This window comes from Halalkalibacter alkaliphilus (genome assembly GCF_023555415.1).
In the GTDB taxonomy this organism is placed as follows: Bacteria; Bacillota; Bacilli; order Bacillales; family Bacillaceae_D; genus Halalkalibacter; species Halalkalibacter alkaliphilus.
In genome coordinates, this window is sequence record NZ_JAKRYL010000023.1 from 23,449 (window position 1) to 45,276 (window position 21,828).

Annotated in this window: 22 protein-coding genes and 1 other annotated feature; of the genes, 1 reads left to right on the plus strand and 21 read right to left on the minus strand. The window is 40.4% G+C overall.

Translation table 11 applies throughout. The annotated features are described in order from the left end of the window. Positions 1-18 precede the first annotated feature (18 nt). From rplW to rpsJ, 4 genes are all read right to left on the minus strand, one after another. The gene (rplW, locus tag MF646_RS18335; RefSeq protein WP_034631495.1) at positions 19-309 is read right to left on the minus strand and encodes a 50S ribosomal protein L23; all 291 of its coding nucleotides are present in this window, start codon (positions 307-309) and stop codon (positions 19-21) included. Next, positions 309-932: a 50S ribosomal protein L4 gene (gene rplD, locus MF646_RS18340; RefSeq protein ID WP_250097957.1), complete on the minus strand. Its 624-nt coding sequence runs from the start codon at positions 930-932 to the stop codon at positions 309-311. The genes rplW and rplD overlap by 1 nt, the downstream gene beginning before the upstream one ends. A gap of 25 nt (positions 933-957) precedes the next feature. Next, on the minus strand, positions 958-1,587 hold the full coding sequence (rplC, locus tag MF646_RS18345) for a 50S ribosomal protein L3 (protein WP_250097958.1): 630 nt from the start codon (positions 1,585-1,587) through the stop codon (positions 958-960). 93 nt (positions 1,588-1,680) lie between these two features. Then, the gene (gene rpsJ, locus MF646_RS18350) at positions 1,681-1,989 is read right to left on the minus strand and encodes a 30S ribosomal protein S10 (protein ID WP_017729599.1); all 309 of its coding nucleotides are present in this window, start codon (positions 1,987-1,989) and stop codon (positions 1,681-1,683) included. A 311-nt stretch (positions 1,990-2,300) separates the two neighbouring features. Here rpsJ and MF646_RS18355 point away from each other — a divergent pair, with 311 nt between their 5' ends. Beyond that, complete coding sequence (locus tag MF646_RS18355; protein ID WP_250097959.1) at positions 2,301-3,503, plus strand: MFS transporter; 1,203 nt, start codon at positions 2,301-2,303, stop codon at positions 3,501-3,503. A 68-nt stretch (positions 3,504-3,571) separates the two neighbouring features. Here the strand turns inward: MF646_RS18355 and tuf are convergent, their stop codons facing one another. From tuf to MF646_RS18440, 17 genes are all read right to left on the minus strand, one after another. Next, positions 3,572-4,762 carry an elongation factor Tu gene (gene tuf, locus MF646_RS18360; protein ID WP_250097960.1) on the minus strand — a complete coding sequence of 397 codons (1,191 nt, stop codon included), beginning with the start codon at positions 4,760-4,762 and terminating at the stop codon, positions 3,572-3,574. 137 nt (positions 4,763-4,899) lie between these two features. Beyond that, positions 4,900-6,978 carry an elongation factor G gene (gene fusA, locus MF646_RS18365; protein ID WP_250097961.1) on the minus strand — a complete coding sequence of 693 codons (2,079 nt, stop codon included), beginning with the start codon at positions 6,976-6,978 and terminating at the stop codon, positions 4,900-4,902. 51 nt (positions 6,979-7,029) lie between these two features. After that, positions 7,030-7,500 carry a 30S ribosomal protein S7 gene (gene rpsG, locus MF646_RS18370; protein WP_066159544.1) on the minus strand — a complete coding sequence of 157 codons (471 nt, stop codon included), beginning with the start codon at positions 7,498-7,500 and terminating at the stop codon, positions 7,030-7,032. A gap of 30 nt (positions 7,501-7,530) precedes the next feature. Next, entirely contained in the window at positions 7,531-7,950 is a 420-nt protein-coding gene (rpsL, locus tag MF646_RS18375) for a 30S ribosomal protein S12 (protein WP_034631505.1), read from the minus strand. Positions 7,951-8,059: 109 nt separating this feature from the next. Beyond that, entirely contained in the window at positions 8,060-8,308 is a 249-nt protein-coding gene (locus MF646_RS18380; RefSeq protein WP_250097962.1) for a 50S ribosomal protein L7ae-like protein, read from the minus strand. Positions 8,309-8,395: 87 nt separating this feature from the next. Beyond that, entirely contained in the window at positions 8,396-12,019 is a 3,624-nt protein-coding gene (gene rpoC / locus MF646_RS18385) for a DNA-directed RNA polymerase subunit beta' (protein WP_250097963.1), read from the minus strand. Between the two features lie 122 nt (positions 12,020-12,141). Continuing rightward, the gene (rpoB, locus tag MF646_RS18390) at positions 12,142-15,684 is read right to left on the minus strand and encodes a DNA-directed RNA polymerase subunit beta (protein WP_250097964.1); all 3,543 of its coding nucleotides are present in this window, start codon (positions 15,682-15,684) and stop codon (positions 12,142-12,144) included. 334 nt (positions 15,685-16,018) lie between these two features. Further along, a complete protein-coding gene (locus MF646_RS18395) occupies positions 16,019-16,621 on the minus strand; it encodes a class I SAM-dependent methyltransferase (RefSeq protein ID WP_250097965.1) in 603 nt (200 codons plus the stop codon). 98 nt (positions 16,622-16,719) lie between these two features. Continuing rightward, positions 16,720-17,082, minus strand: coding sequence for a 50S ribosomal protein L7/L12 (gene rplL / locus MF646_RS18400; protein ID WP_250097966.1), 363 nt, complete (start codon positions 17,080-17,082; stop codon positions 16,720-16,722). A gap of 145 nt (positions 17,083-17,227) precedes the next feature. Continuing rightward, entirely contained in the window at positions 17,228-17,725 is a 498-nt protein-coding gene (gene rplJ / locus MF646_RS18405; protein WP_250097967.1) for a 50S ribosomal protein L10, read from the minus strand. Positions 17,726-17,761: 36 nt separating this feature from the next. After that, positions 17,762-17,897, minus strand: a sequence feature (ribosomal protein L10 leader region). Between the two features lie 57 nt (positions 17,898-17,954). Continuing rightward, positions 17,955-18,650 (minus strand): 50S ribosomal protein L1, encoded by a 696-nt coding sequence (gene rplA / locus MF646_RS18410; RefSeq protein ID WP_250097968.1) that lies wholly within the window; start codon positions 18,648-18,650, stop codon positions 17,955-17,957. Positions 18,651-18,769: 119 nt separating this feature from the next. Next, a complete protein-coding gene (gene rplK / locus MF646_RS18415; protein ID WP_012957124.1) occupies positions 18,770-19,195 on the minus strand; it encodes a 50S ribosomal protein L11 in 426 nt (141 codons plus the stop codon). A 171-nt stretch (positions 19,196-19,366) separates the two neighbouring features. Next, positions 19,367-19,900 carry a transcription termination/antitermination protein NusG gene (gene nusG / locus MF646_RS18420; protein ID WP_250097969.1) on the minus strand — a complete coding sequence of 178 codons (534 nt, stop codon included), beginning with the start codon at positions 19,898-19,900 and terminating at the stop codon, positions 19,367-19,369. 108 nt (positions 19,901-20,008) lie between these two features. Further along, positions 20,009-20,203, minus strand: a complete 195-nt coding sequence (gene secE, locus MF646_RS18425; protein WP_250097970.1) for a preprotein translocase subunit SecE — start codon at positions 20,201-20,203, stop codon at positions 20,009-20,011. A 92-nt stretch (positions 20,204-20,295) separates the two neighbouring features. After that, positions 20,296-20,445, minus strand: coding sequence for a 50S ribosomal protein L33 (gene rpmG, locus MF646_RS18430; protein ID WP_250097971.1), 150 nt, complete (start codon positions 20,443-20,445; stop codon positions 20,296-20,298). A gap of 137 nt (positions 20,446-20,582) precedes the next feature. Beyond that, entirely contained in the window at positions 20,583-21,239 is a 657-nt protein-coding gene (gene sigH, locus MF646_RS18435; protein WP_250097972.1) for an RNA polymerase sporulation sigma factor SigH, read from the minus strand. A 79-nt stretch (positions 21,240-21,318) separates the two neighbouring features. Beyond that, positions 21,319-21,828, minus strand: coding sequence for an NYN domain-containing protein (locus MF646_RS18440; RefSeq protein WP_250097989.1), 510 nt, complete (start codon positions 21,826-21,828; stop codon positions 21,319-21,321).

A 21,828-nucleotide genomic window follows, 5' to 3' on the forward strand; every position in this document is an offset into this window, starting at 1 on the left:
CCTCCTTCGCTAGTGTTTTTATACACCTTCAAAGAACTCAAGTTCTTTGCTCTCAGGTGTTAATGTAACGATGGCTTTTTTACGACGAGCAGTGTAACCCGTGTAACGACCAAAACGTTTTGATTTTCCTTTGTAGTTCATTGTGTTCACTTTATCAACTTTTACTTCAAAGATTTCTTCGATCGCATCTTTAATTTGAGTTTTATTAGCACGAACATCAACTTCGAACGTATATCTCTTTTCACTCATTAGATCTGTTGAACGTTCAGTAATCACAGGGCGCTTAATGATATCACGAGCGTTTGACATTACGCAAGCACCTCCTCTACCTTTTCAACGGCGTCTTTCGTAATAACAAGCTTATCATGCTTAAGCACATCAAGCACACTTACTCCGTCAGCTGTAACAAATGTTACACCAGGTAAGTTACGTGCAGATAGAGCAACAGCTTCATTATAGTCAGCAGTTACTACTAATGCTTTACGGTCAGCAGATAGGCTAGAAAGTACTGCAGCCATTTCCTTAGTCTTTGGCGCATCAAATGCTAAGTTATCAAGTACTACGATTTCCTCAGCTTGCACTTTACTAGAAAGAGCAGATTTGATAGCTAAACGACGAACTTTTTTAGGTAATTTGTAGCTGTAGCTTCTTGGCGTTGGACCAAATACTACACCACCACCTACCCATTGTGGTGAACGGATCGACCCTTGACGTGCACGACCAGTTCCCTTTTGACGCCATGGTTTACGACCACCACCACGTACTTCAGAACGTCCTTTTGTTTTGTGTGTTCCTTGACGAAGAGATGCTTGTTGCATAACTACAGCGTCATGAAGCACACTTTTGTTTGGTTCAATTCCAAATACAGAATCATTCAGTTCGATATCTCCAACTTGTGAACCTGCTTGGTTAAATAATGCTACTTTCGGCATGATGTGTCCTCCTTTCTTTCAATCTTTATTTTACTTTAACCGCACTTTGGATAGACACGTAGCTCTTCTTAGCTCCAGGTACGTTACCTTTCACTAAAAGAAGATTGCGTTCTGCATCCACTTTTACGATTTCAAGATTTTGAACTGTGATCGTTTCTCCACCCATACGTCCAGGAAGTAATTTCCCTTTGAATACACGGTTTGGAGCAACTGGACCCATTGAACCTGGGCGACGGTGATAGCGAGAACCGTGAGACATCGGTCCGCGAGATTGGTTATGACGCTTAATAGCACCTTGGAAACCTTTCCCTTTCGATGTTCCTGTTACGTCTACTACATCACCTTCAGCAAATGTATCTACCTTAACTTCTTGACCTACTTCATACTCGTCAAGATTTACGTTACGGATTTCCTTGATGAAGCGCTTAGGAGCCGTGTTAGCTTTCGCCGCGTGGCCTTCAGCTGGTTTGTTTGTGTTTGCTTTCTTTTGGTCAGCAAATCCAACTTGGATTGCTTCGTAACCATCAGAGTCAACAGTTTTCTTTTGAAGAACCACGTTTGGTTCAGCTTCAATAACTGTTACAGGGATTACTTCACCATTCTCAGCAAATACTTGTGTCATACCAATTTTTCTACCTAAGATTCCTTTGGACATCCGTTACACCTCCTAATAAAAATCATATTTTTATGCCATTTTTCATATCATAATAATGAGTTAATTACTCATTAGTTAAATTAAATGTTAGTACTAAAGCTTAATTTCGATATCGACACCAGATGGTAAATCCAAACGCATTAAAGCATCCACAGTTTGTGGTGTTGGATTCACAATGTCAATTAGACGCTTGTGAGTACGCATTTCGAACTGTTCACGAGAATCTTTGTACTTGTGAACCGCACGAAGGATTGTATATACAGACTTCTCAGTTGGAAGTGGAATCGGACCCGATACACTTGCACCTGAACGTTTTGCTGTTTCAACAATCTTTTCTGCAGATTGATCAAGGACTCTATGATCATATGCTTTCAAACGAATGCGAATCTTTTGCTTTGCCATTATAGCCCCTCCTTTTTCGTCCATTTTATAAACAGACATACTCCGTGGAAATTTCCTACACCCTGCCATGGCAATGGGGCCGGGTGTGTCAGCAACCTTCCACATCATCGCTGCCAATGACCAACATTCCACATTATACACAAAAATAAAAACCAGTGCAAGTGGAAAACCTACGCTGATCACACTTTTACTATTATATAGCCCTTTTTATTAAAAATCAACTTCTTTATGCAATGTATTTCTAAGTTTCCAATAGCAAATGTTGTAAACTACAATTATGTAGTTTATTTGCAATGGCTATAGGAGGTTTTATGGAGAGATCTGTTCGATTACTATGGGTGTTATCATTAGCACAATTTTTCGTCATGCAAGTTTGGTTTAACTATTCTTCGATTATTCCGATAATTGAGGTTGAGTGGGGATTAACTTCGAGTCAGTCTGGATTTATATTAGCATTCTTTCATATTGGTTATGTCATTGCTATTATCTTTTATAGTTTTTTAATTACAGCATATAATCCTAAATATTCCTTTGTGGTTGGTGCTTTTCTAGCTGGAGCCTCCGGAATTGCATTCGCGCTTATAGCAGATGGCTTTTGGTCTGCATTGTTACTTAGAACGTTGTCTGGTATAGGCGTTGCTGGTATTTATGTTCCTGGAATGAAGATTGTAGCTGAATTATTTCCAGCAGAGAAACGCGGACGAGCACTCGGCATTTATGTTGGATCTTTAGTTGTTGGTTCTGGTAGTTCGCTTCTTATATCTGGTTTATTCATTAAATGGATTGGCTGGCAAGGAGTCATTCTTTTAACATCGTCTTTAAGTATCTTTGCTGCCATACTTATTTTATCTATTCGAATACCACCATCTATAAGAATAGAAGGATATAATTTAACGCTAATTAAAATGAGAAGTGTGTTTAAGAAGAAAAATCTACTTATTAATGGAGGGTACACCGGTCACTGCTGGGAACTATATGCAATGTGGTCGTGGATCGGTCCGTTTTTAGTTTTTTATTTTAGCAATCAAGGTTATGAAGAAGATGCTGCACTACAGTTTGGCAATACAACAGGTGCGCTAATAATTATTATTGGTGGGCTTGCTACATATTTAGGCGGAAGACTATCGGATAAGTTTGGAAGAGGGCAAACGGCAACTGTGTTTCTTCTTATTAGTATTATGTGCTCACTTATTATTGGTTGGCTGACGTTTGTTCCTATAATTATTATGTTAGTAATTGCTTTCATATACGGATTTACAATTGTTGCTGATTCCCCTATTTATAATACAGCCATTAGTGACGTGACAGATCCTGAATTATTAGGAATCGCTTTAGGTATACAGTCTGTATTAGGATTTAGTGCAACAATCTTCGCACCATTAATCTTTGGGATAATCTTAGATTACTATTCTTGGGGAATAGCATTTACTTCGATTGGTTTAGTTGCGTTAGTAGCTCCCATCTGTATGATTCTTCTGTCTAGAGAGCGTAATAATAAAGTGAAAACCTCTTAATTAAATTAAAGTTAGTTTAAGCACTAAAAGACACCTTGGATTAAACCAAGGTGTCTTTATAAATGTAATTACTTTTGAATTGATGCAACAACGCCGGCACCAACAGTACGTCCACCCTCACGGATAGAGAACTTAGTACCTTCTTCGATAGCGATTGGAGCGATAAGCTCAACAGTCATCTCGATGTTGTCACCAGGCATTACCATCTCAACGCCTTCTGGAAGTTGAACGATTCCAGTTACGTCAGTTGTACGGAAGTAGAACTGAGGACGGTAGTTAGTGAAGAATGGAGTGTGACGTCCACCCTCTTCTTTAGAAAGAACGTAAACTTCAGCTTTGAAGTTTGTGTGTGGAGTGATTGTACCTGGCTTAGCAAGTACTTGACCACGTTGTACTTCATCACGAGCAACCCCACGAAGAAGTGCACCAATGTTATCTCCAGCTTCAGCATAGTCAAGAAGCTTACGGAACATTTCTACTCCAGTACAAGTAGTTGATTTTGGCTCTTCAGTGATACCGATGATGTCGATAGTGTCACCAACGTTAAGTTGTCCACGCTCAACACGACCAGTAGCAACTGTACCACGACCAGTGATTGAGAATACATCCTCAACTGGCATCATGAAAGGCTTCTCTTTGTCACGCTCAGGAGTTGGGATGTAGTCATCAACTGCAGCCATAAGCTCGATGATTTTTTCTTCCCACTCAGCATCTCCTTCAAGAGCTTTAAGAGCAGAACCTTGGATAACTGGTACGTCATCACCAGGGAAATCGTACTCAGAAAGTAGGTCGCGAACTTCCATTTCTACTAATTCAAGTAGCTCTTCGTCGTCTACCATGTCACATTTGTTTAAGAATACAACTAGGTAAGGTACACCTACTTGACGAGATAATAGGATGTGCTCACGAGTTTGTGGCATTGGACCATCAGCAGCAGATACTACTAGGATTCCTCCGTCCATTTGAGCAGCACCAGTGATCATGTTTTTAACATAGTCAGCGTGTCCTGGGCAGTCAACGTGTGCATAGTGACGGTTGTCAGTTTCGTACTCAACGTGTGCAGTTGAGATTGTGATTCCACGCTCACGCTCTTCTGGAGCACCATCAATAGCGTCATACGCCATTGCGTTACCTTTACCAGATCTTTTAGCTAATACTGTTGTGATTGCAGCAGTAAGTGTAGTTTTACCGTGGTCAACGTGTCCAATAGTACCGATATTGGCATGCGTTTTGGAACGGTCGAATTTTTCTTTAGCCATGATTCATTTCCTCCCTTAATTGAACATAAGTATAATGTAAATAATTTTTATGGATAAGAAAGGTGAAATATCGTTACGAAATTCACACCTTTCTTAGCTTACAACAAAAAGACTTTAGAAACAATTATAAACAAAAATTATTGTCCAGTTTGTTTCTTGATGATCTCTTCAGCAACACTCTTAGGTACTTCCTCATAATGATCAAAGAACATTGAGTAAGTTCCGCGACCTTGCGTACGAGAACGAAGTGAAGTCGCATAACCAAACATTTCAGCAAGTGGAACAAATGCTTTAACGATTTGAGCGTTACCGCGAGCTTCCATACCTTCTACGCGTCCACGACGAGCTGTAACGTCACCCATTACGTCTCCCATGTACTCTTCAGGTACAACAATTTCAACTTTCATTAATGGCTCAAGTAAAACTGGGCTACATTTCGATTTTGCATTTTTCAGTGCCATTGAAGCAGCGATCTTAAACGCCATCTCACTTGAATCGACATCATGGTAAGAACCATCATAAAGCTTAGCTTTAATATCGATTACTGGGTAACCAGCGATCATACCGTTAACAAGAGCTTCTTCAATACCTTGTTCTACAGAACCAATGTATTCACGTGGTACTGAACCACCGACAATTGCATTTTCAAATTCAAAACCTGCGCCCTCTTCATTCGGAGAGAACTCAACCCATACGTGACCAAATTGTCCACGACCACCAGATTGACGAACGAACTTACCTTCAACCTGAGCTGCTTGACGAATTGTTTCACGATAAGATACTTGAGGCGCACCAACGTTAGCTTCCACTTTAAACTCACGCTTCATACGGTCAACAATGATATCAAGGTGAAGCTCACCCATACCAGAAATAATTGTTTGTCCCGTTTCTTCGTTTGTTTCAGTACGGAATGTTGGATCCTCTTCAGCAAGCTTCGCTAAAGCCATACCCATTTTATCTTGGTCAGCCTTAGATTTAGGCTCAACTGATAATGAGATAACTGGCTCTGGGAAATCCATAGATTCTAGAATAACAAGATTCTTTTCATCACATAGAGTATCACCAGTAGTTGTATCTTTCAAACCTACTGCAGCAGCGATATCGCCAGCATAAACTGTAGAGATCTCTTCACGAGAGTTCGCATGCATTTGTAGGATACGTCCAACACGCTCACGCTTGTCTTTCGTAGAGTTCTTAACATAAGAACCTGAATTTAATGTACCAGAGTACACACGGAAGAATGTAAGTTTACCAACATAAGGGTCAGTCATAACTTTAAATGCTAAAGCAGAGAACGGACCTTCATCGCTAGATTCACGAGTTACTTCTTCCTCAGTTTCAGGCACAATACCTTTGATCGCTGGTACATCTAAAGGTGATGGTAAGTAATCAAGAACAGCGTCAAGCATAAGTTGAACACCTTTGTTCTTAAATGCAGAACCACAAATTACTGGGTAGAACTCAACGTTACAAGTACCTTTACGGATTGCAGCTTTGATTTCTTCCTTCGTTAATTCTTCACCTTCTAGGTATTTCATCATTAATTCTTCATCAAGTTCAGCTACTGCTTCAACAAGTTGCTCATGTAATTCTTGAGCTTTATCTTTGTACTCAGCAGGAATTTCTTTTGCTTCAGTACGAGTACCAAGATCATCTTCATAGAAGTAAGCAACCATCTCAACTAGATCAATGATTCCTTCAAACTCGTCTTCTGCACCAATTGGTAATTGGATTGCATGTGCATTTGCTTGTAGACGATCACGAAGAGTTCCTAATGAATAAAGGAAATCTGCACCTGTCTTGTCCATTTTGTTAACAAATACGACACGTGGTACACCATAAGTAGTAGCTTGGCGCCAAACTGTTTCTGTTTGAGGCTCAACACCAGATTGAGCATCAAGTACTGCTACAGCTCCGTCCAATACACGTAAAGAACGTTCTACTTCTACCGTGAAGTCTACGTGTCCAGGTGTATCGATGATATTAATACGGTGATCTTTCCATGATGCTGTTGTTGCAGCAGAAGTGATTGTGATACCACGCTCTTGCTCCTGTGCCATCCAGTCCATTTGAGATGCACCTTCATGAGTTTCACCAATTTTATGGATACGTCCTGTGTAGAAAAGAACACGTTCTGTTGTTGTTGTTTTACCGGCATCGATGTGAGCCATGATGCCGATATTACGTGTATCTTTTAAGGAGAACTCTCTTGCCATAGGGTATTTCTCCTTCCTATAAGAAACATTTTATTTAGATTAATATAAATCCTACCAGCGATAGTGAGCGAATGCTTTGTTCGCTTCTGCCATCTTGTGAGTATCTTCACGCTTCTTAACAGAAGCACCTGTGTTGTTCGCAGCATCAAGAATTTCATTAGCTAGACGCTCTTCCATTGTCTTCTCACCACGAAGGCGTGAATAGTTTACTAACCAACGAAGACCTAATGTTGTACGACGCTCAGGCTTAACTTCGATTGGCACTTGATAGTTAGCACCACCGACACGGCGTGCTTTAACCTCAAGTACTGGCATAATGTTCTTTAATGCTTGATCGAAAACTTCCATAGGGTCATTTCCGCTACGTTCTTTAACGATTTCAAATGCATTATAAAGAATTGTTTGAGCTTTTCCACGCTTTCCATCCTCCATAATACGGTTGATTAAACGTGTAACAAGCTTCGACTTGTAAATTGGATCTGGTAATACATCGCGACGAGCGACTGGTCCTTTACGAGGCATAATTTACCCTCCCTTCCATACTAGTTAATATTACTTTTTATCTTTTGGACGCTTAGTTCCATATTTAGAACGACCTTGCATACGGTTTTGAACTCCTGCCGTATCAAGTGCTCCACGTACGATGTGATAACGAACCCCTGGTAAATCCTTTACACGTCCACCACGGATAAGAACAACACTGTGCTCTTGAAGGTTGTGACCAATCCCTGGGATGTAAGCTGTTACCTCGATTTGGTTAGTTAAACGTACACGTGCATATTTACGAAGTGCTGAGTTCGGTTTCTTTGGAGTCATTGTACCAACACGAGTACAAACACCACGTTTTTGTGGAGATGATAGGTTAGTTTGAGACTTTTTGAAACTGTTGAACCCTTTGTTAAGAGCTGGTGAATCAGACTTCTTAACTTTCGCAACACGACCTTTACGAATCAATTGATTAATTGTAGGCATTTTGTTTCCTCCTCTCTTCAAAATATTTAAGACCACTGGTCCTGGTGGTTCATTATTAGGCAAAAGGAAAGTTTTTGCCAAGCGGATGTCACCGACTGGCAAAAACATATTATTTCCTTAAAGCAACAGTGGCAGCACCGACATCAATTCCACATGCTTTTCCAAGCTTCTTCATTGAGTCGACATATAAAAGTGGTATTTCTTTGGTCTTAGCTAATGCTTCTACTTTGTATATCACACGGTATTCTGCATCTTTTGCAATTAAAACCTCTGAAACTATACCATCATCAAGCGCCTTAAGCGTTTGTTTGGTACCTATAATCAGTTCTTTTGCCTGTAAAACTTTATCATAAGACATCTTTCATCCTCCAAAGTAACAGGTTTCTCTCAGGCACACTTTGATATATTACCACTCTCGCACAACACTGTCAACTTTTTTAAAAAATTATTCGTGAGTAAGTGCACCCTCAGCGATTTTTTCTTCTGAATCTTCAGTTTCTACTTGATCGTATTCAGAAGTAATATTTAAATGACGGTATCTTGGCATACCTGTTCCAGCTGGTACAAGCTTACCAATAATAACATTCTCTTTTAAGCCAAGTAGTTCATCGCGCTTACCTTTAATTGCAGCATCTGTTAACACACGAGTTGTTTCTTGGAATGATGCAGCAGATAAGAATGAATCTGTCTCAAGAGACGCCTTTGTAATACCAAGTAGCACTGGCTTCCCTGTTGCAGGGCGTTGTTGTTCAAGAAGAACTTTCTTATTCTCATCGTTAAACTGTTGAATCTCAATTAGAGCACCTGGTAATACCTTTGTTTCACCAGCATCAACAACACGTACTTTACGAAGCATTTGGCGAACCATTACTTCAACGTGCTTATCACCGATTTCAACCCCTTGCATACGGTAAACCTTTTGTACCTCACGAAGTAGGTACTCTTGAACACCACTCATGCCTTTTACTTTCAATAATTCTTTAGGATCTATGGAACCTTCCGTGATTGGCTCACCAAATTTAATGAAGTCTCCAACAGATACCTTAAGACGAGCGCCATAAGGAATCGCATAGTTCTTCGTTTCCATCTCACTCTTAATTGTAATTTCACGCTTATCTCCTTCTTTGAAATCAATAATTTCACCATCGATTTCAGAGATAACCGCTTGACCTTTTGGATTACGCGCTTCAAATAACTCTTGGATACGTGGTAAACCTTGTGTGATATCGTCACCTGCTACCCCACCGGTATGGAAAGTACGCATTGTAAGCTGAGTTCCTGGCTCACCGATTGATTGAGCAGCGATTATACCTACCGCTTCCCCAACTTCTACATCGCTACCAGTTGCTAAGTTACGTCCGTAACACTTCTTACACACACCGTGTCTAGTATCACAAGTAAATACTGAACGAATCGTCACTTCTTCTACGCCTGCATCAACAATTGTTTTTGCAATGTCTTCATGTATTAATTCGTTCTTCTTAATCAACACTTCCCCAGTTTCAGGGTGCTTAAGTGTTTTAAATGCCACACGACCAACAAGACGGTCATACAAATTCTCAATTACTTCATTGCCTTCTTTAATTGCTTGAACAGCTAAACCTCTGTCTGTTCCACAATCATCTGAACGAACAATAACATCTTGAGCAACGTCAACAAGTCGACGAGTTAAGTAACCTGAGTCAGCTGTCTTAAGGGCTGTATCGGCAAGACCTTTACGCGCACCGTGTGTCGAGATAAAGTACTCGAGTACGGTAAGACCCTCACGGAAACTTGACTTGATCGGTAACTCAATAATACGACCAGACGGGTTCGCCATTAGACCACGCATACCAGCAAGCTGAGTAAAGTTAGATGCGTTACCACGGGCACCAGAGTCACTCATCATGAAGATTGGGTTCGAGCGGTCAAGTGTTCCCATTAGTTTATTTTGAATAACATCCTTCGCTTCACTCCAAACTGAGATAACACGATCATAACGCTCTTCCTCTGTAATTAAACCACGACGGAACTGCTTTAAAATCTTCTCTACTTTTTGTTCAGCTTCTGCAAGGATTTCTTTCTTCTCTGCTAGTACGACAATGTCAGCAACCCCAACCGTAATACCAGCTCTTGTAGAATATTTAAATCCTAATTCTTTCATTCGGTCTAACATTTTTGAAGTTTCTGCAATCGCAAACTTCTTAAAGACTTCAGCGATAACGTTTCCTAAGAAACCTTTCTTAAACGGCAAAACAAGTTCGTTGTTTTCGAAATATTCACTCACGTCTGTTGTACTAGGAACAATATACTTCTCAGGAGTCTCTTGCTCTAAGTTATACATTGTCGGCTCATTAATATACGGGAACGACTCAGGTAAAATTTCATTGAAGATTAATTTACCAACTGTCGTTAATAACAGCTTATCATTTTGATCTTCACGGAACGTTGGTTTATTTAATGAAGAAACAGGAATAGCAATACGAGAATGCAAATGAACATATCCATTTTGATATGCGATTAGCGCTTCGTTTGTATCCTTAAAGATCTTCCCTTGACCTTTTGCGTTATCACGTTCCATCGTTAAATAATAGTTACCAAGAACCATATCCTGTGATGGAGTAACAACAGGTTTCCCGTCTTTTGGATTCAAAATGTTTTGAGCAGCAAGCATTAAAATACGTGCTTCGGCTTGTGCTTCGGCAGATAAAGGTACGTGTACCGCCATTTGGTCACCATCAAAGTCAGCATTATAAGCTGTACATACAAGCGGATGAAGCTTGATTGCACGACCTTCAACTAGTGTTGGTTCAAAAGCTTGAATACCTAGACGGTGAAGCGTTGGTGCTCGGTTTAGAAGAACAGGATGTTCACGGATTACTTCTTCTAACACATCCCAAACTTCCGGCTGTACTTTCTCTACTTTACGCTTTGCACTCTTAATGTTATGAGCAAGGCCTTTTGATACAAGCTCTTTCATAACAAAAGGTTTAAATAACTCAAGTGCCATCTCTTTTGGAAGACCACATTGGTACATCTTTAAATTTGGTCCTACTACGATAACTGAACGACCTGAGTAGTCAACACGCTTACCGAGTAGATTTTGACGGAAGCGCCCTTGCTTCCCTTTTAACATATGTGAAAGAGATTTAAGCGGGCGATTACCTGGTCCTGTAACTGGACGTCCACGACGGCCATTATCGATTAGTGCATCAACAGCTTCTTGAAGCATACGCTTTTCATTTTGAACAATGATATTCGGTGCCCCTAAGTCAAGAAGACGCTTTAAGCGGTTGTTACGGTTAATCACACGACGATATAGATCATTCAAATCAGAAGTCGCAAAACGACCACCATCTAATTGAACCATTGGACGTAATTCAGGAGGAATAACCGGAAGAACATCAAGGATCATCCAAGATGGTTCATTACCAGAATGACGGAAAGCTTCTAACACTTCAAGACGTTTTACCGCACGTGTACGGCGTTGCCCTTGCGCTGTAACAAGCTCTTCCTTTAATAAACCAACTTCTTTTTCTAAGTCAATATCGGAAAGCAACTTACGAATCGCTTCTGCACCCATTTGTGCATTAAACGAACGACCGTATTTGTCACGGTATGTACGATATTCTTTTTCAGAAAGTAGTTGTTTCTTCTCAAGAGGTGTATCACCTGGGTCTGTCACTACATAGGAAGCAAAGTAAATAACTTCTTCAAGCGAACGAGGTGACATATCTAAAACAAGCCCCATACGGCTTGGGATCCCTTTAAAGTACCAAATGTGAGACACAGGAGCAGCTAATTCAATGTGTCCCATACGTTCACGACGTACTTTCGCACGTGTTACTTCTACACCACAGCGGTCACAAACGACACCTTTATAACGGACGCGTTTGTATTTTCCACAGTGACATTCCCAGTCCTTAGTGGGTCCAAAAATACGCTCACAGAAAAGGCCGTCCTTTTCCGGTTTTAACGTACGATAGTTGATTGTTTCAGGCTTCTTAACTTCCCCTCTTGACCAAGAGCGGACTTTATTTGGTGAAGCAAGACCAATTTTCATATATTCGAAGTTGTTTACATCTATCAAGGGGCTAACCTCCCTTTTCGTTTCCATGTCTATTCGAGCACATATTTATGCCTGATACAAAAGTAATCGTGTCTTTAAAGAAAGCTTTAGGGAACTAGCTAATACTAGCTCCCAAGCTTATATTACACATTCGATTCACTTGACTCAAAATTCAAATTGAGCTTTTCACTCGTTTGATCGTCTTCATCATCAAGCTCTCTCATCTCAATTTCCTCTTCGTTACTTGAAAGCATCTTAACATCCATACCTAGCGATTGAAGCTCTTTAATAAGTACCTTGAATGATTCTGGTACACCTGGCTCTGGGACATTTTCCCCTTTAACAATCGCTTCATACGTCTTCACACGTCCAACAACATCATCGGATTTAACAGTTAATATTTCTTGCAATGTATACGCCGCTCCATAAGCTTCAAGAGCCCAAACTTCCATCTCTCCAAAACGCTGTCCACCAAACTGCGCTTTACCACCTAGTGGTTGCTGTGTTACTAGAGAGTATGGTCCAGTAGAACGTGCATGCAACTTATCATCAACCATGTGAGCAAGTTTGATCATGTACATGATCCCAACTGATACACGGTTATCAAACGGTTCACCCGTACGACCATCATATAAAATTGTTTTTCCATCGCGTGCCATACCCGCTTCTTCAATCGTGCCCCAAACATCTTCCTCGTTCGCACCATCAAATACCGGAGATGCAACATGAATACCTAGTTTACGTGCAGCCATGCCTAAATGTAGCTCTAGCACCTGACCGATATTCATACGAGATGGAACCCCTAGTGGGTTTAACATGATATCAATCGGCGTACCATCTGGTAAATAAGGCATATCCTCTTCCGGAAGAATACGAGAGATAACCCCTTTGTTTCCGTGACGACCGGCCATCTTATCTCCTTCGTGAATTTTACGTTTCTGAACGATATAAACACGAACAAGCTGATTCACACCAGGAGGAAGCTCATCTCCATCTTCACGGTTGAAGATTTTTACATCAAGAACAATTCCGTCTCCACCGTGCGGCGCACGTAGAGATGTATCACGTACTTCACGAGCTTTTTCACCGAAGATAGCATGTAATAGACGTTCTTCAGCAGTTAATTCTGTTACCCCTTTAGGTGTAACTTTACCAACTAGAATATCTCCATCTTTTACTTCCGCACCAACACGGATAATTCCGCGCTCATCTAAATTTTTAAGAGCATCTTCCCCAACGTTCGGGATATCACGTGTGATTTCTTCAGGTCCAAGCTTCGTATCACGAGCTTCTGATTCATATTCCTCAATGTGTACAGATGTATAAACATCGTCTTTTACGAGTCGCTCACTTAAGATGATTGCATCCTCATAGTTATACCCATCCCATGTCATGAACCCGACCATAACATTACGTCCTAGAGCCATTTCTCCTAGTTCCATAGACGGCCCATCAGCTAAAATTTCACGTTTTTCAACGACGTTTCCTTCAGCTACGATTGGACGTTGATTATAGCTCGTTCCTTGGTTAGAACGGATAAATTTTTGAAGTTTATACTTATCTAAGTCTCCCTTAACTTCTTGGCCATCGACTTCTTCAAGTCTGCGAACCCAGATTTCCTTCGCTGTAACACGCTCAACAATTCCTCTTGTCTTAGCAACAATGGCAGCACCTGAATCTCTTGCAGATACATGTTCCATACCAGTACCAACAATCGGTGATTCCGGAACTAGCAATGGAACTGCTTGACGTTGCATGTTCGCTCCCATAAGGGCACGGTTTGAGTCATCGTTTTCTAAGAACGGAATACATGAAGTCGCAGCAGAAACTACTTGCTTTGGTGATACATCCATGTAATCTAGACGCTCACGTGGTACAACAGTGTTTTCCCCACGGAAACGAGCAATGATATTATCATCAATAAATGAACCATCCTCAGCAAGGCGAGCGTTTGCTTGGGCAACAACATAGTTGTCCTCTTCGTCCGCAGTTAAGTAATCAATTTGTGATGTTACTTTTCCTGTTTCAGGATCTACTCTACGGTAAGGTGTTTCCATAAATCCAAATTCATTCACTTTCGCAAAAGATGAAAGTGAGTTAATTAACCCGATGTTCGGTCCCTCAGGAGTTTCAATCGGACACATACGGCCATAGTGAGAATAGTGAACGTCACGCACCTCAAAGCCGGCACGTTCACGTGTCAAACCACCTGGACCTAACGCCGATAGACGACGTTTGTGCGTTAATTCTGCTAAAGGATTCGTCTGATCCATGAACTGCGATAATTGCGAGCTACCAAAGAACTCTTTAATAGAGGCAATCACCGGACGAATATTAATTAGCGCCTGAGGTGTAATCATATTCGGATCTTGAATCGACATACGCTCACGAACAACACGTTCCATACGAGATAAACCAATACGGAATTGATTTTGAAGAAGTTCGCCGACAGAACGAAGACGACGGTTTCCTAGATGGTCAATGTCATCCGTGTCCCCTACACCATGTAATAGATTGAAGAAATAGTTAATCGATGCAATGATATCTGAAGGTGTAATGTGCTTCACATCGCGCTCTACCATTCCATTTCCAATAACACGGATTGTCTTTTCTCCATCTTGATCATCAGGAGCGTAAATTTTAATTGATTGTAGTGCAATATCATCGTCTTCAACAACGCCGCCTGAAGCATGTACATGACGGAACCCTACGTTATTTTCAAGGTAAGGCAAAATACGGTCAAGTGTACGACGATCTAGTAGAGTTCCTTCTTCAGCAATCACTTCTCCTGTTTCAGGGTCTACTAAAGTTTCTGCTAGACGTTGGTTAAACAAACGATTTTTTATATGAAGCTTCTTATTAATCTTATAACGTCCAACATTCGCTAAGTCATAACGTTTCGGATCAAAGAAACGTGAATCTAAAAGACTTTTCGCGTTTTCTACTGTTGGAGGCTCACCTGGACGTAGGCGCTCATAAATTTCTAGTAACGCTTTATCTGTTCCATCGGTGTTGTCTTTTTCTAACGAATTGCGAAGGTACTCATCTTCGCCAAGTAAATCAATGATCTCTTGATCAGATCCAAAACCTAATGCACGCAAAAGAACCGTCACTGGTATTTTTCTTGTGCGGTCGATACGAACGTAAACGATATCTTTGGCATCTGTTTCAAGTTCCAACCATGCACCACGGTTTGGGATAACAGTAGCTGTAAAACCTTTCTTACCGTTCTTATCCGTTTTTTGACTGTAGTATACACTTGGCGAACGAACAAGCTGAGATACAATGACACGCTCTGCCCCATTGATAACAAACGTCCCTGTCTCAGTCATTAATGGGAAATCACCCATGAACACTTCTTGTTCCTTTACTTCTCCAGTTTCCTTATTAATTAAACGAACCTTCACACGTAATGGTGCCGCAAACGTCACATCACGCTCTTTTGATTCATCCACTGGATATTTTGGCTCTCCAAGACTATAGTCAATAAATTCTAGAACCAAGTTTCCTGTGAAGTCTTGAATAGGAGAAATATCTTGGAACATCTCTCTAAGGCCCTCATCAAGAAACCACTGATAGGATGCTGTTTGAATCTCAATTAAATTCGGCAGCTCCAATACTTCGTTAATCCTTGCATAGCTTCTTCGCTGGCGGTGGCGTCCATACTGAACTAGTTGACCTGTCAACTGATTCACCCCTCAAATCTCGCGTTATAGTATCTAAAAATGCAACCTATCCACTTAAAAGAATAAAACCTAAAAGTAAAGCTAGGTTATACATTTTTATAGATTAAGCAGAACTCGCACACTAATTATGTACGGACGTTAAAAGAAAGTTCGATTTCTTTCTTAATAACAAGAAATAGATAGATATCTATTTCATAAAATTCAACGATTATACCAGTATAACCACTATCATCCATCGCTATTCATATATTTCCTCTTGACTTTTCCTGAAAATACGATCTAAAAATAGGTAGTTATACGCATTAAATAACAATATCACAAAAGACAAGCTGGGTCAAACTTTTTTTGCTTTTATAATAAAATAACCTTTTTTCTTTTCTACTACAGTCACTTCTCCAAAATGAGATTCTAGTTTTTCAATGGCAGAAGGTGCCCCTTGCTTCTTCTGAATAACAACCCAAAGCTCACCTTGTTCCTTTAAATGTCCATAAGACTGTTCAAAAATCGTATGAACCACTTTTTTCCCCGCACGAATAGGAGGGTTCGTCAAAATAACTGCAAAGTCTATTTTTGATACACCATCAAGACAATTACTTTTGTAAATGTCCACATTGCTAATGGCGTTCCGCTCGGCGTTGCGTTCTGATAAATGCAATGCCCTTTCATTTACATCGACCATATGCACAAGTCTATTTTTTTCACTCGCAGCCAGCGATAAGCCAATCGGTCCATAACCGCAACCAACATCTAACAGATCCCCTTCTATGGAAGGAAATTCAAAAGCATCAATTAATAGCTTACTCCCAAAATCAACCTCATTTTTCGAAAAAACCCCTCGATCAGAATAGAAATTAAACGTTTGACCCCTTAACGTAAAAGTCCAATCTCTTTCCTCACTACCCACTGTTGGGTTTTCCGAATAGTAATGGTTAGACATATGATCGCTCCTTTTCTTAACATCGATATACAGTATAACCAAATAAAATCCGAAACAAAAAGGACTCGCAAAAAGCGAGCCCCTTATGTGCAGGTTTATTACTTAACTTCAACAGATGCGCCAGCTTCTTCAAGCTTAGCTTTGAATTCTTCAGCTTCTTCTTTAGAAACGCCTTCTTTAATTGGAGCAGGAGCACCATCAACAAGTGCTTTTGCTTCTTTAAGACCAAGGCCTGTGATTTCACGAACAACTTTGATAACGTTGATTTTTGAACCACCAGCAGATTCAAGAACTACATCAAACTCAGTTTGCTCAGCAGCACCAGCGTCTCCACCAGCAGCAGCTACAGCTACAGGAGCAGCAGCAGTTACGCCAAACTCTTCTTCAATTGCTTTAACTAGGTCGTTAAGTTCTAAAACTGTCATTTCTTTAATCGCTTCAATGATTTGATCTTTACTCATTTTGTAAATCCTCCCTGTTATCGTTTTGATAATTTATTTGATTAACGCATTTTGTTTCACACATACTCTTTGTATATTTGCATACAAATTAGATGTAAATATTCACAACCTATCTACACAGCGGTAGCCTTAGGCAGGAAAAATATTAAGCGCCTTGTTCTTCTTTTTGCTCTGCAACAGCTTTTGTAGCCAAAGCAAACTGACGAACCGGAGCTTGAAGTACGTTTGCAAGCATTGAAAGTAGTCCTTCGCGTGATGGAAGTTCTGCAAGAGCTTTTACTTCAGCAACTGAAGCTACTTGTCCTTCAATGACACCAGCTTTAATTTCAAGAGCTTCGTTCTTTTTAGCAAATTCGTTAATGACCTTCGCAGGAGCAATAACATCATCTGTACTAAACGCAATTGCTGTAGGACCAACTAATTGCTCATCAAGAGCAGTTAATTCAGCCTCAGCAGTTGCACGACGAGCTAACGTGTTTTTATACACCTTGAACTCAACACCAGCTTCACGAAGTTGCTTACGAAGTTCTGTCACTTCAGCAACAGTTAATCCACGGTAGTCAACAACTACTGTTGATTTACTTTCACGTAGTTTTGTCGCAATATCTGCAACAACTTGCTTTTTTTGTTCTAATACGCTCATCCTTACACCTCCTATGGTTTTTCACCATACCGCTTAAGAAGCATATAAAAAGCCCCCATGTAGACATGAGGGCATAAAAACACAGTTAAGAGTTCCTGTATCTATTGCTTACCTCGGTAGGAAATTAAGTGCGAGACACCCCTACGGTCTACGGTATGACATTCAAATTTATGCGCCTTGCGTAAGACACTCTTAAGAGTATACACACACTAAGCAAATAAGTCAATCATTATCTTGCAAAAACTGATGCATTTACACGAACTCCAGGTCCCATTGTAGATGCAATCGCTACATTCTTCATGTACGTACCTTTTGCAGCTGCAGGTTTAACCTTTACAAGAGTTTCAATGATTGTCTTAAAGTTCTCAACTAGCTTTTCAGTTTCAAAAGAAACTTTCCCGATTGGTACGTGAATGTTACCAGCTTTATCAACGCGGTATTCTACTTTACCAGCTTTGATTTCAGCTACAGCTTTTGTTACATCAAATGTTACTGTACCAGTTTTAGGGTTTGGCATTAAGCCTTTTGGTCCAAGGACACGACCTAATTTACCAACTTGAGCCATCATGTCTGGTGTAGCTACGATAACATCAAATTCGAACCAACCTTGGTTGATCTTGTTGATGAAATCCTCATCACCTACGAAATCAGCTCCAGCAGCTTCTGCTTCTTTTGCTTTTTCACCTTTAGCGAAAACTAGAACGCGTTGTGTTTTACCAGTTCCGTTTGGAAGTACAACAGCACCACGAATTTGTTGGTCTGCTTTCTTAGGATCAACACCAAGACGTACAGCTACTTCAACAGTTTCATCGAATTTCGCTGTTGCAGTTTTCTTTACTAATTCAATTGCTTCTTCCACTTGATATGCCGTTTCACGGTCAACAAGCTTAAGAGCATCTGTATACTTTTTACTTTTCTTAGCCATGCTATATTTCCTCCTCGAATGTGGTTTTAGCGGTAATACCTCCCACTATTAAAGGTTGCGAACCTAGTAACTAGGCAAAGAGGGTCATACCTCATCGCAACCTCCGAAACACTTACCAATTAGTCTTCAATCACAATACCCATGCTGCGAGCAGTACCTTCTACCATACGCATAGCTGCTTCAACATCAGCTGCGTTAAGATCTGGCATTTTCGTCTCAGCAATCTCGCGTACTTTATCACGCTTTACTGTAGCAACCTTCTTAATGTGAGGCTCTCCAGAACCCGACTCAATCCCAGCAGCTTTCTTTAAAAGAACAGCAGCAGGTGGAGTTTTCGTGATGAATGTAAACGAACGGTCTTCAAATACAGTGATTTCAACAGGGATGATAAGACCTGCTTGATCTGAAGTACGAGCGTTGAATTCCTTACAGAATCCCATGATATTTACACCTGCTTGACCTAATGCAGGACCAACTGGTGGCGCTGGATTAGCTTTCCCAGCAGGAATTTGTAACTTAACCATTTTAATTACCTTTTTAGCCACGTGACACACCTCCTTAAAGTCCGTGATGTGGTTATCCGGGTGTTTATATTTGCACCCTCCCACTCAAAAAACGGATGCAATGCATCTGCACCCGATGGCTCATTTACTGAAACCATTGTCAACCATGAAGATTCTATCACTTTCAACAAAAGATAGCAAGTTTTTTTCGAATTAAATCTTTTCCACTTGATTAAAGTCCAGTTCCACAGGGGTTTCACGACCAAACATGTTTACATGAACCTTTACCTTTTGCTTGTCCACTTGAATCTCTTCAATCGAACCAACGAAGTTAGCAAACGGACCTTCTTTTACTTTGACAGATTCTTTCAATTCAAAGTCTATATCCGCCTTTGGTTGTTCTACTCCCATCTGTTTCAATAGAGAGTCAACTTCTTCTTGTAAAAGCGGCGTTGGTTTAGAACCCGCTCCCGCAGATCCAACAAACCCTGTTACTCCCGGGGTATTCCTCACAACATACCACGAGTCATCAGTCATGATCATTTCCACAATGACATACCCTGGGAATACCTTTTTTGTTACCGTTTTACTTTTCCCGTTTTTCACTTCTGTCTCTTCTTCAACAGGCACAAGCACACGAAAGATCTTGTCCGTCATATCCATAGATTCAACGCGCTTTTCAAGATTTGTCTTTACTTTGTTTTCGTACCCCGAATACGTATGAAGCACATACCAATTTTTTTCCATGTTAAATAGGACGGTTTTGTCCTTCCCTCCTCTTCATTAGCGAGGCTGTCCAAGCAATTCTCACTTTGAACGGCCTTTTAGAAGCAGTTCCAAGATTATACTTATAAATTACCCGAGTAGGATTCGAACAAGCTCAGAAATCCCGTAATCAACCACAAAGAAGAAAACAGAAATAAAAGCTACCGTTCCTAAAACAACCCAAGTATAACGTGTTAATTCCTTACGAGTAGGCCATGATACGCGTTTCATCTCTTGCACTACATCTCGGAAAAACTTCCCGACACCTCTTTCTCCACCAGCCACCAAAGACACCTCCAGCATCAATCAATATAGACAAATATACGTTCATCTATTCGAAATATTTACATGTGTATAGTCAATTTAAGGAATTCTATTTACTTTGTTTCACGATGAAGGGTGTGTTCTTGGCAGGTTTTACAAAACTTCTTCATCTCAATGCGATTGCTATGCGACTGTTTATTCTTTTCTGTTACATAATTTCTTGACTGACAAACCTCGCAAGCTAGTACTACTTTTGTTCGCATAACGCACCTCCAACGCTCAAAGTACATACTATCTAAATCTATCACACGGAAATTCCTGTGTCAATTATTAGAACAATCTGTAAGCTCTTGCGTTGCAAAGAGGGTGCCGAATAGATTCTTTCGCCACCCCTAGCTACTTATGAAATTGAAACACCTTTAAGCTCAACATAGCGCTCTAGCTTTCGTTTTACTCGTTGCAATGCATTATCGATAGATTTAACATGTCTATTTAAGTCAGCAGAGATTTCTTGATAGGATCTGCCATCTAAGTATAGCATAAGAACTTGCCTTTCTAAATCACTTAGAAGTTCTCCCATTTTTAACTCAATGTCTTCAAATTCCTCTTGATTAATGAGCAACTCTTCCGGGTCGGTTACTCTCGTACCACAAATTACATCTAACAAAGTACGGTCTGATTCTTCATCGTATAACGGCTTGTCCAGTGAAACATAGGAGTTTAACGGTATGTGCTTTTGCCTTGTTGCCGTCTTAATTGCAGTAATGATTTGTCTTGTAATACAAAGTTCAGCAAAGGCTTTAAAGGAAGAGAGCTTGTCCCCATTAAAGTCACGGACTGCTTTGTAAAGACCGATCATTCCTTCTTGAACAATATCCTCATGATCAGCACCAATCAAAAAATAAGATCTTGCCTTTGCACGAACAAAATTCTTATATTTATTGATTAGGTATTCGAGTGCACCACTATCTCCATTTCTTACAAGAACGACTAATTCATCATCTTCCACAGTGTCATAAATTGGTTTTAGTTTGGTTTCTTGAAGGCCCATGCTCATGACAATCCCTCCGACCTTGGCTGTTGTCTAAATTATAGACCCATTATATAGCACAGTTTTCCAGCCGGTCAACCACGTATCAGCGCTGTCGACGCCATTTTTCAAAAATTTCAGCAACTTCTTTACTAAGCGGGATTTTTGTCGAATTTTTCTTCTTTTGCGTATTTTGGACTTCTTTGTCGATTCCTTTTTCTGTCGTTTCAATTTCCATTAATAATTCCCTGGCAGACTTACGCAAAGCTCCACTCCCAAAGATCATCGATTGCTCTGCCATATCAGAGGTAGCAACATGAATCGTTGTATCGATTCGCTTTAATTCAAGAACCAGCTTTTCAATTCGCTCATCCGCTGTCTCATTTTTACGGGTATATAATACATCAACCCGGTGGTTCTTATAGCTCTTGCCTATCCCCTGAACCATGTGCGCATCAAAGATCACCTTCACCTGATAACCAGTATATGCTTGATACTCAGCCATCATTTCCACAAGGCGATCTCGTGCTAAACCAAGGTCTTTGTCTTTTAACTCGCGAAGCTCAGGCCAGGCCCCAATCATGTTATAGCCATCGACGAGCAAAATATCTTTCAT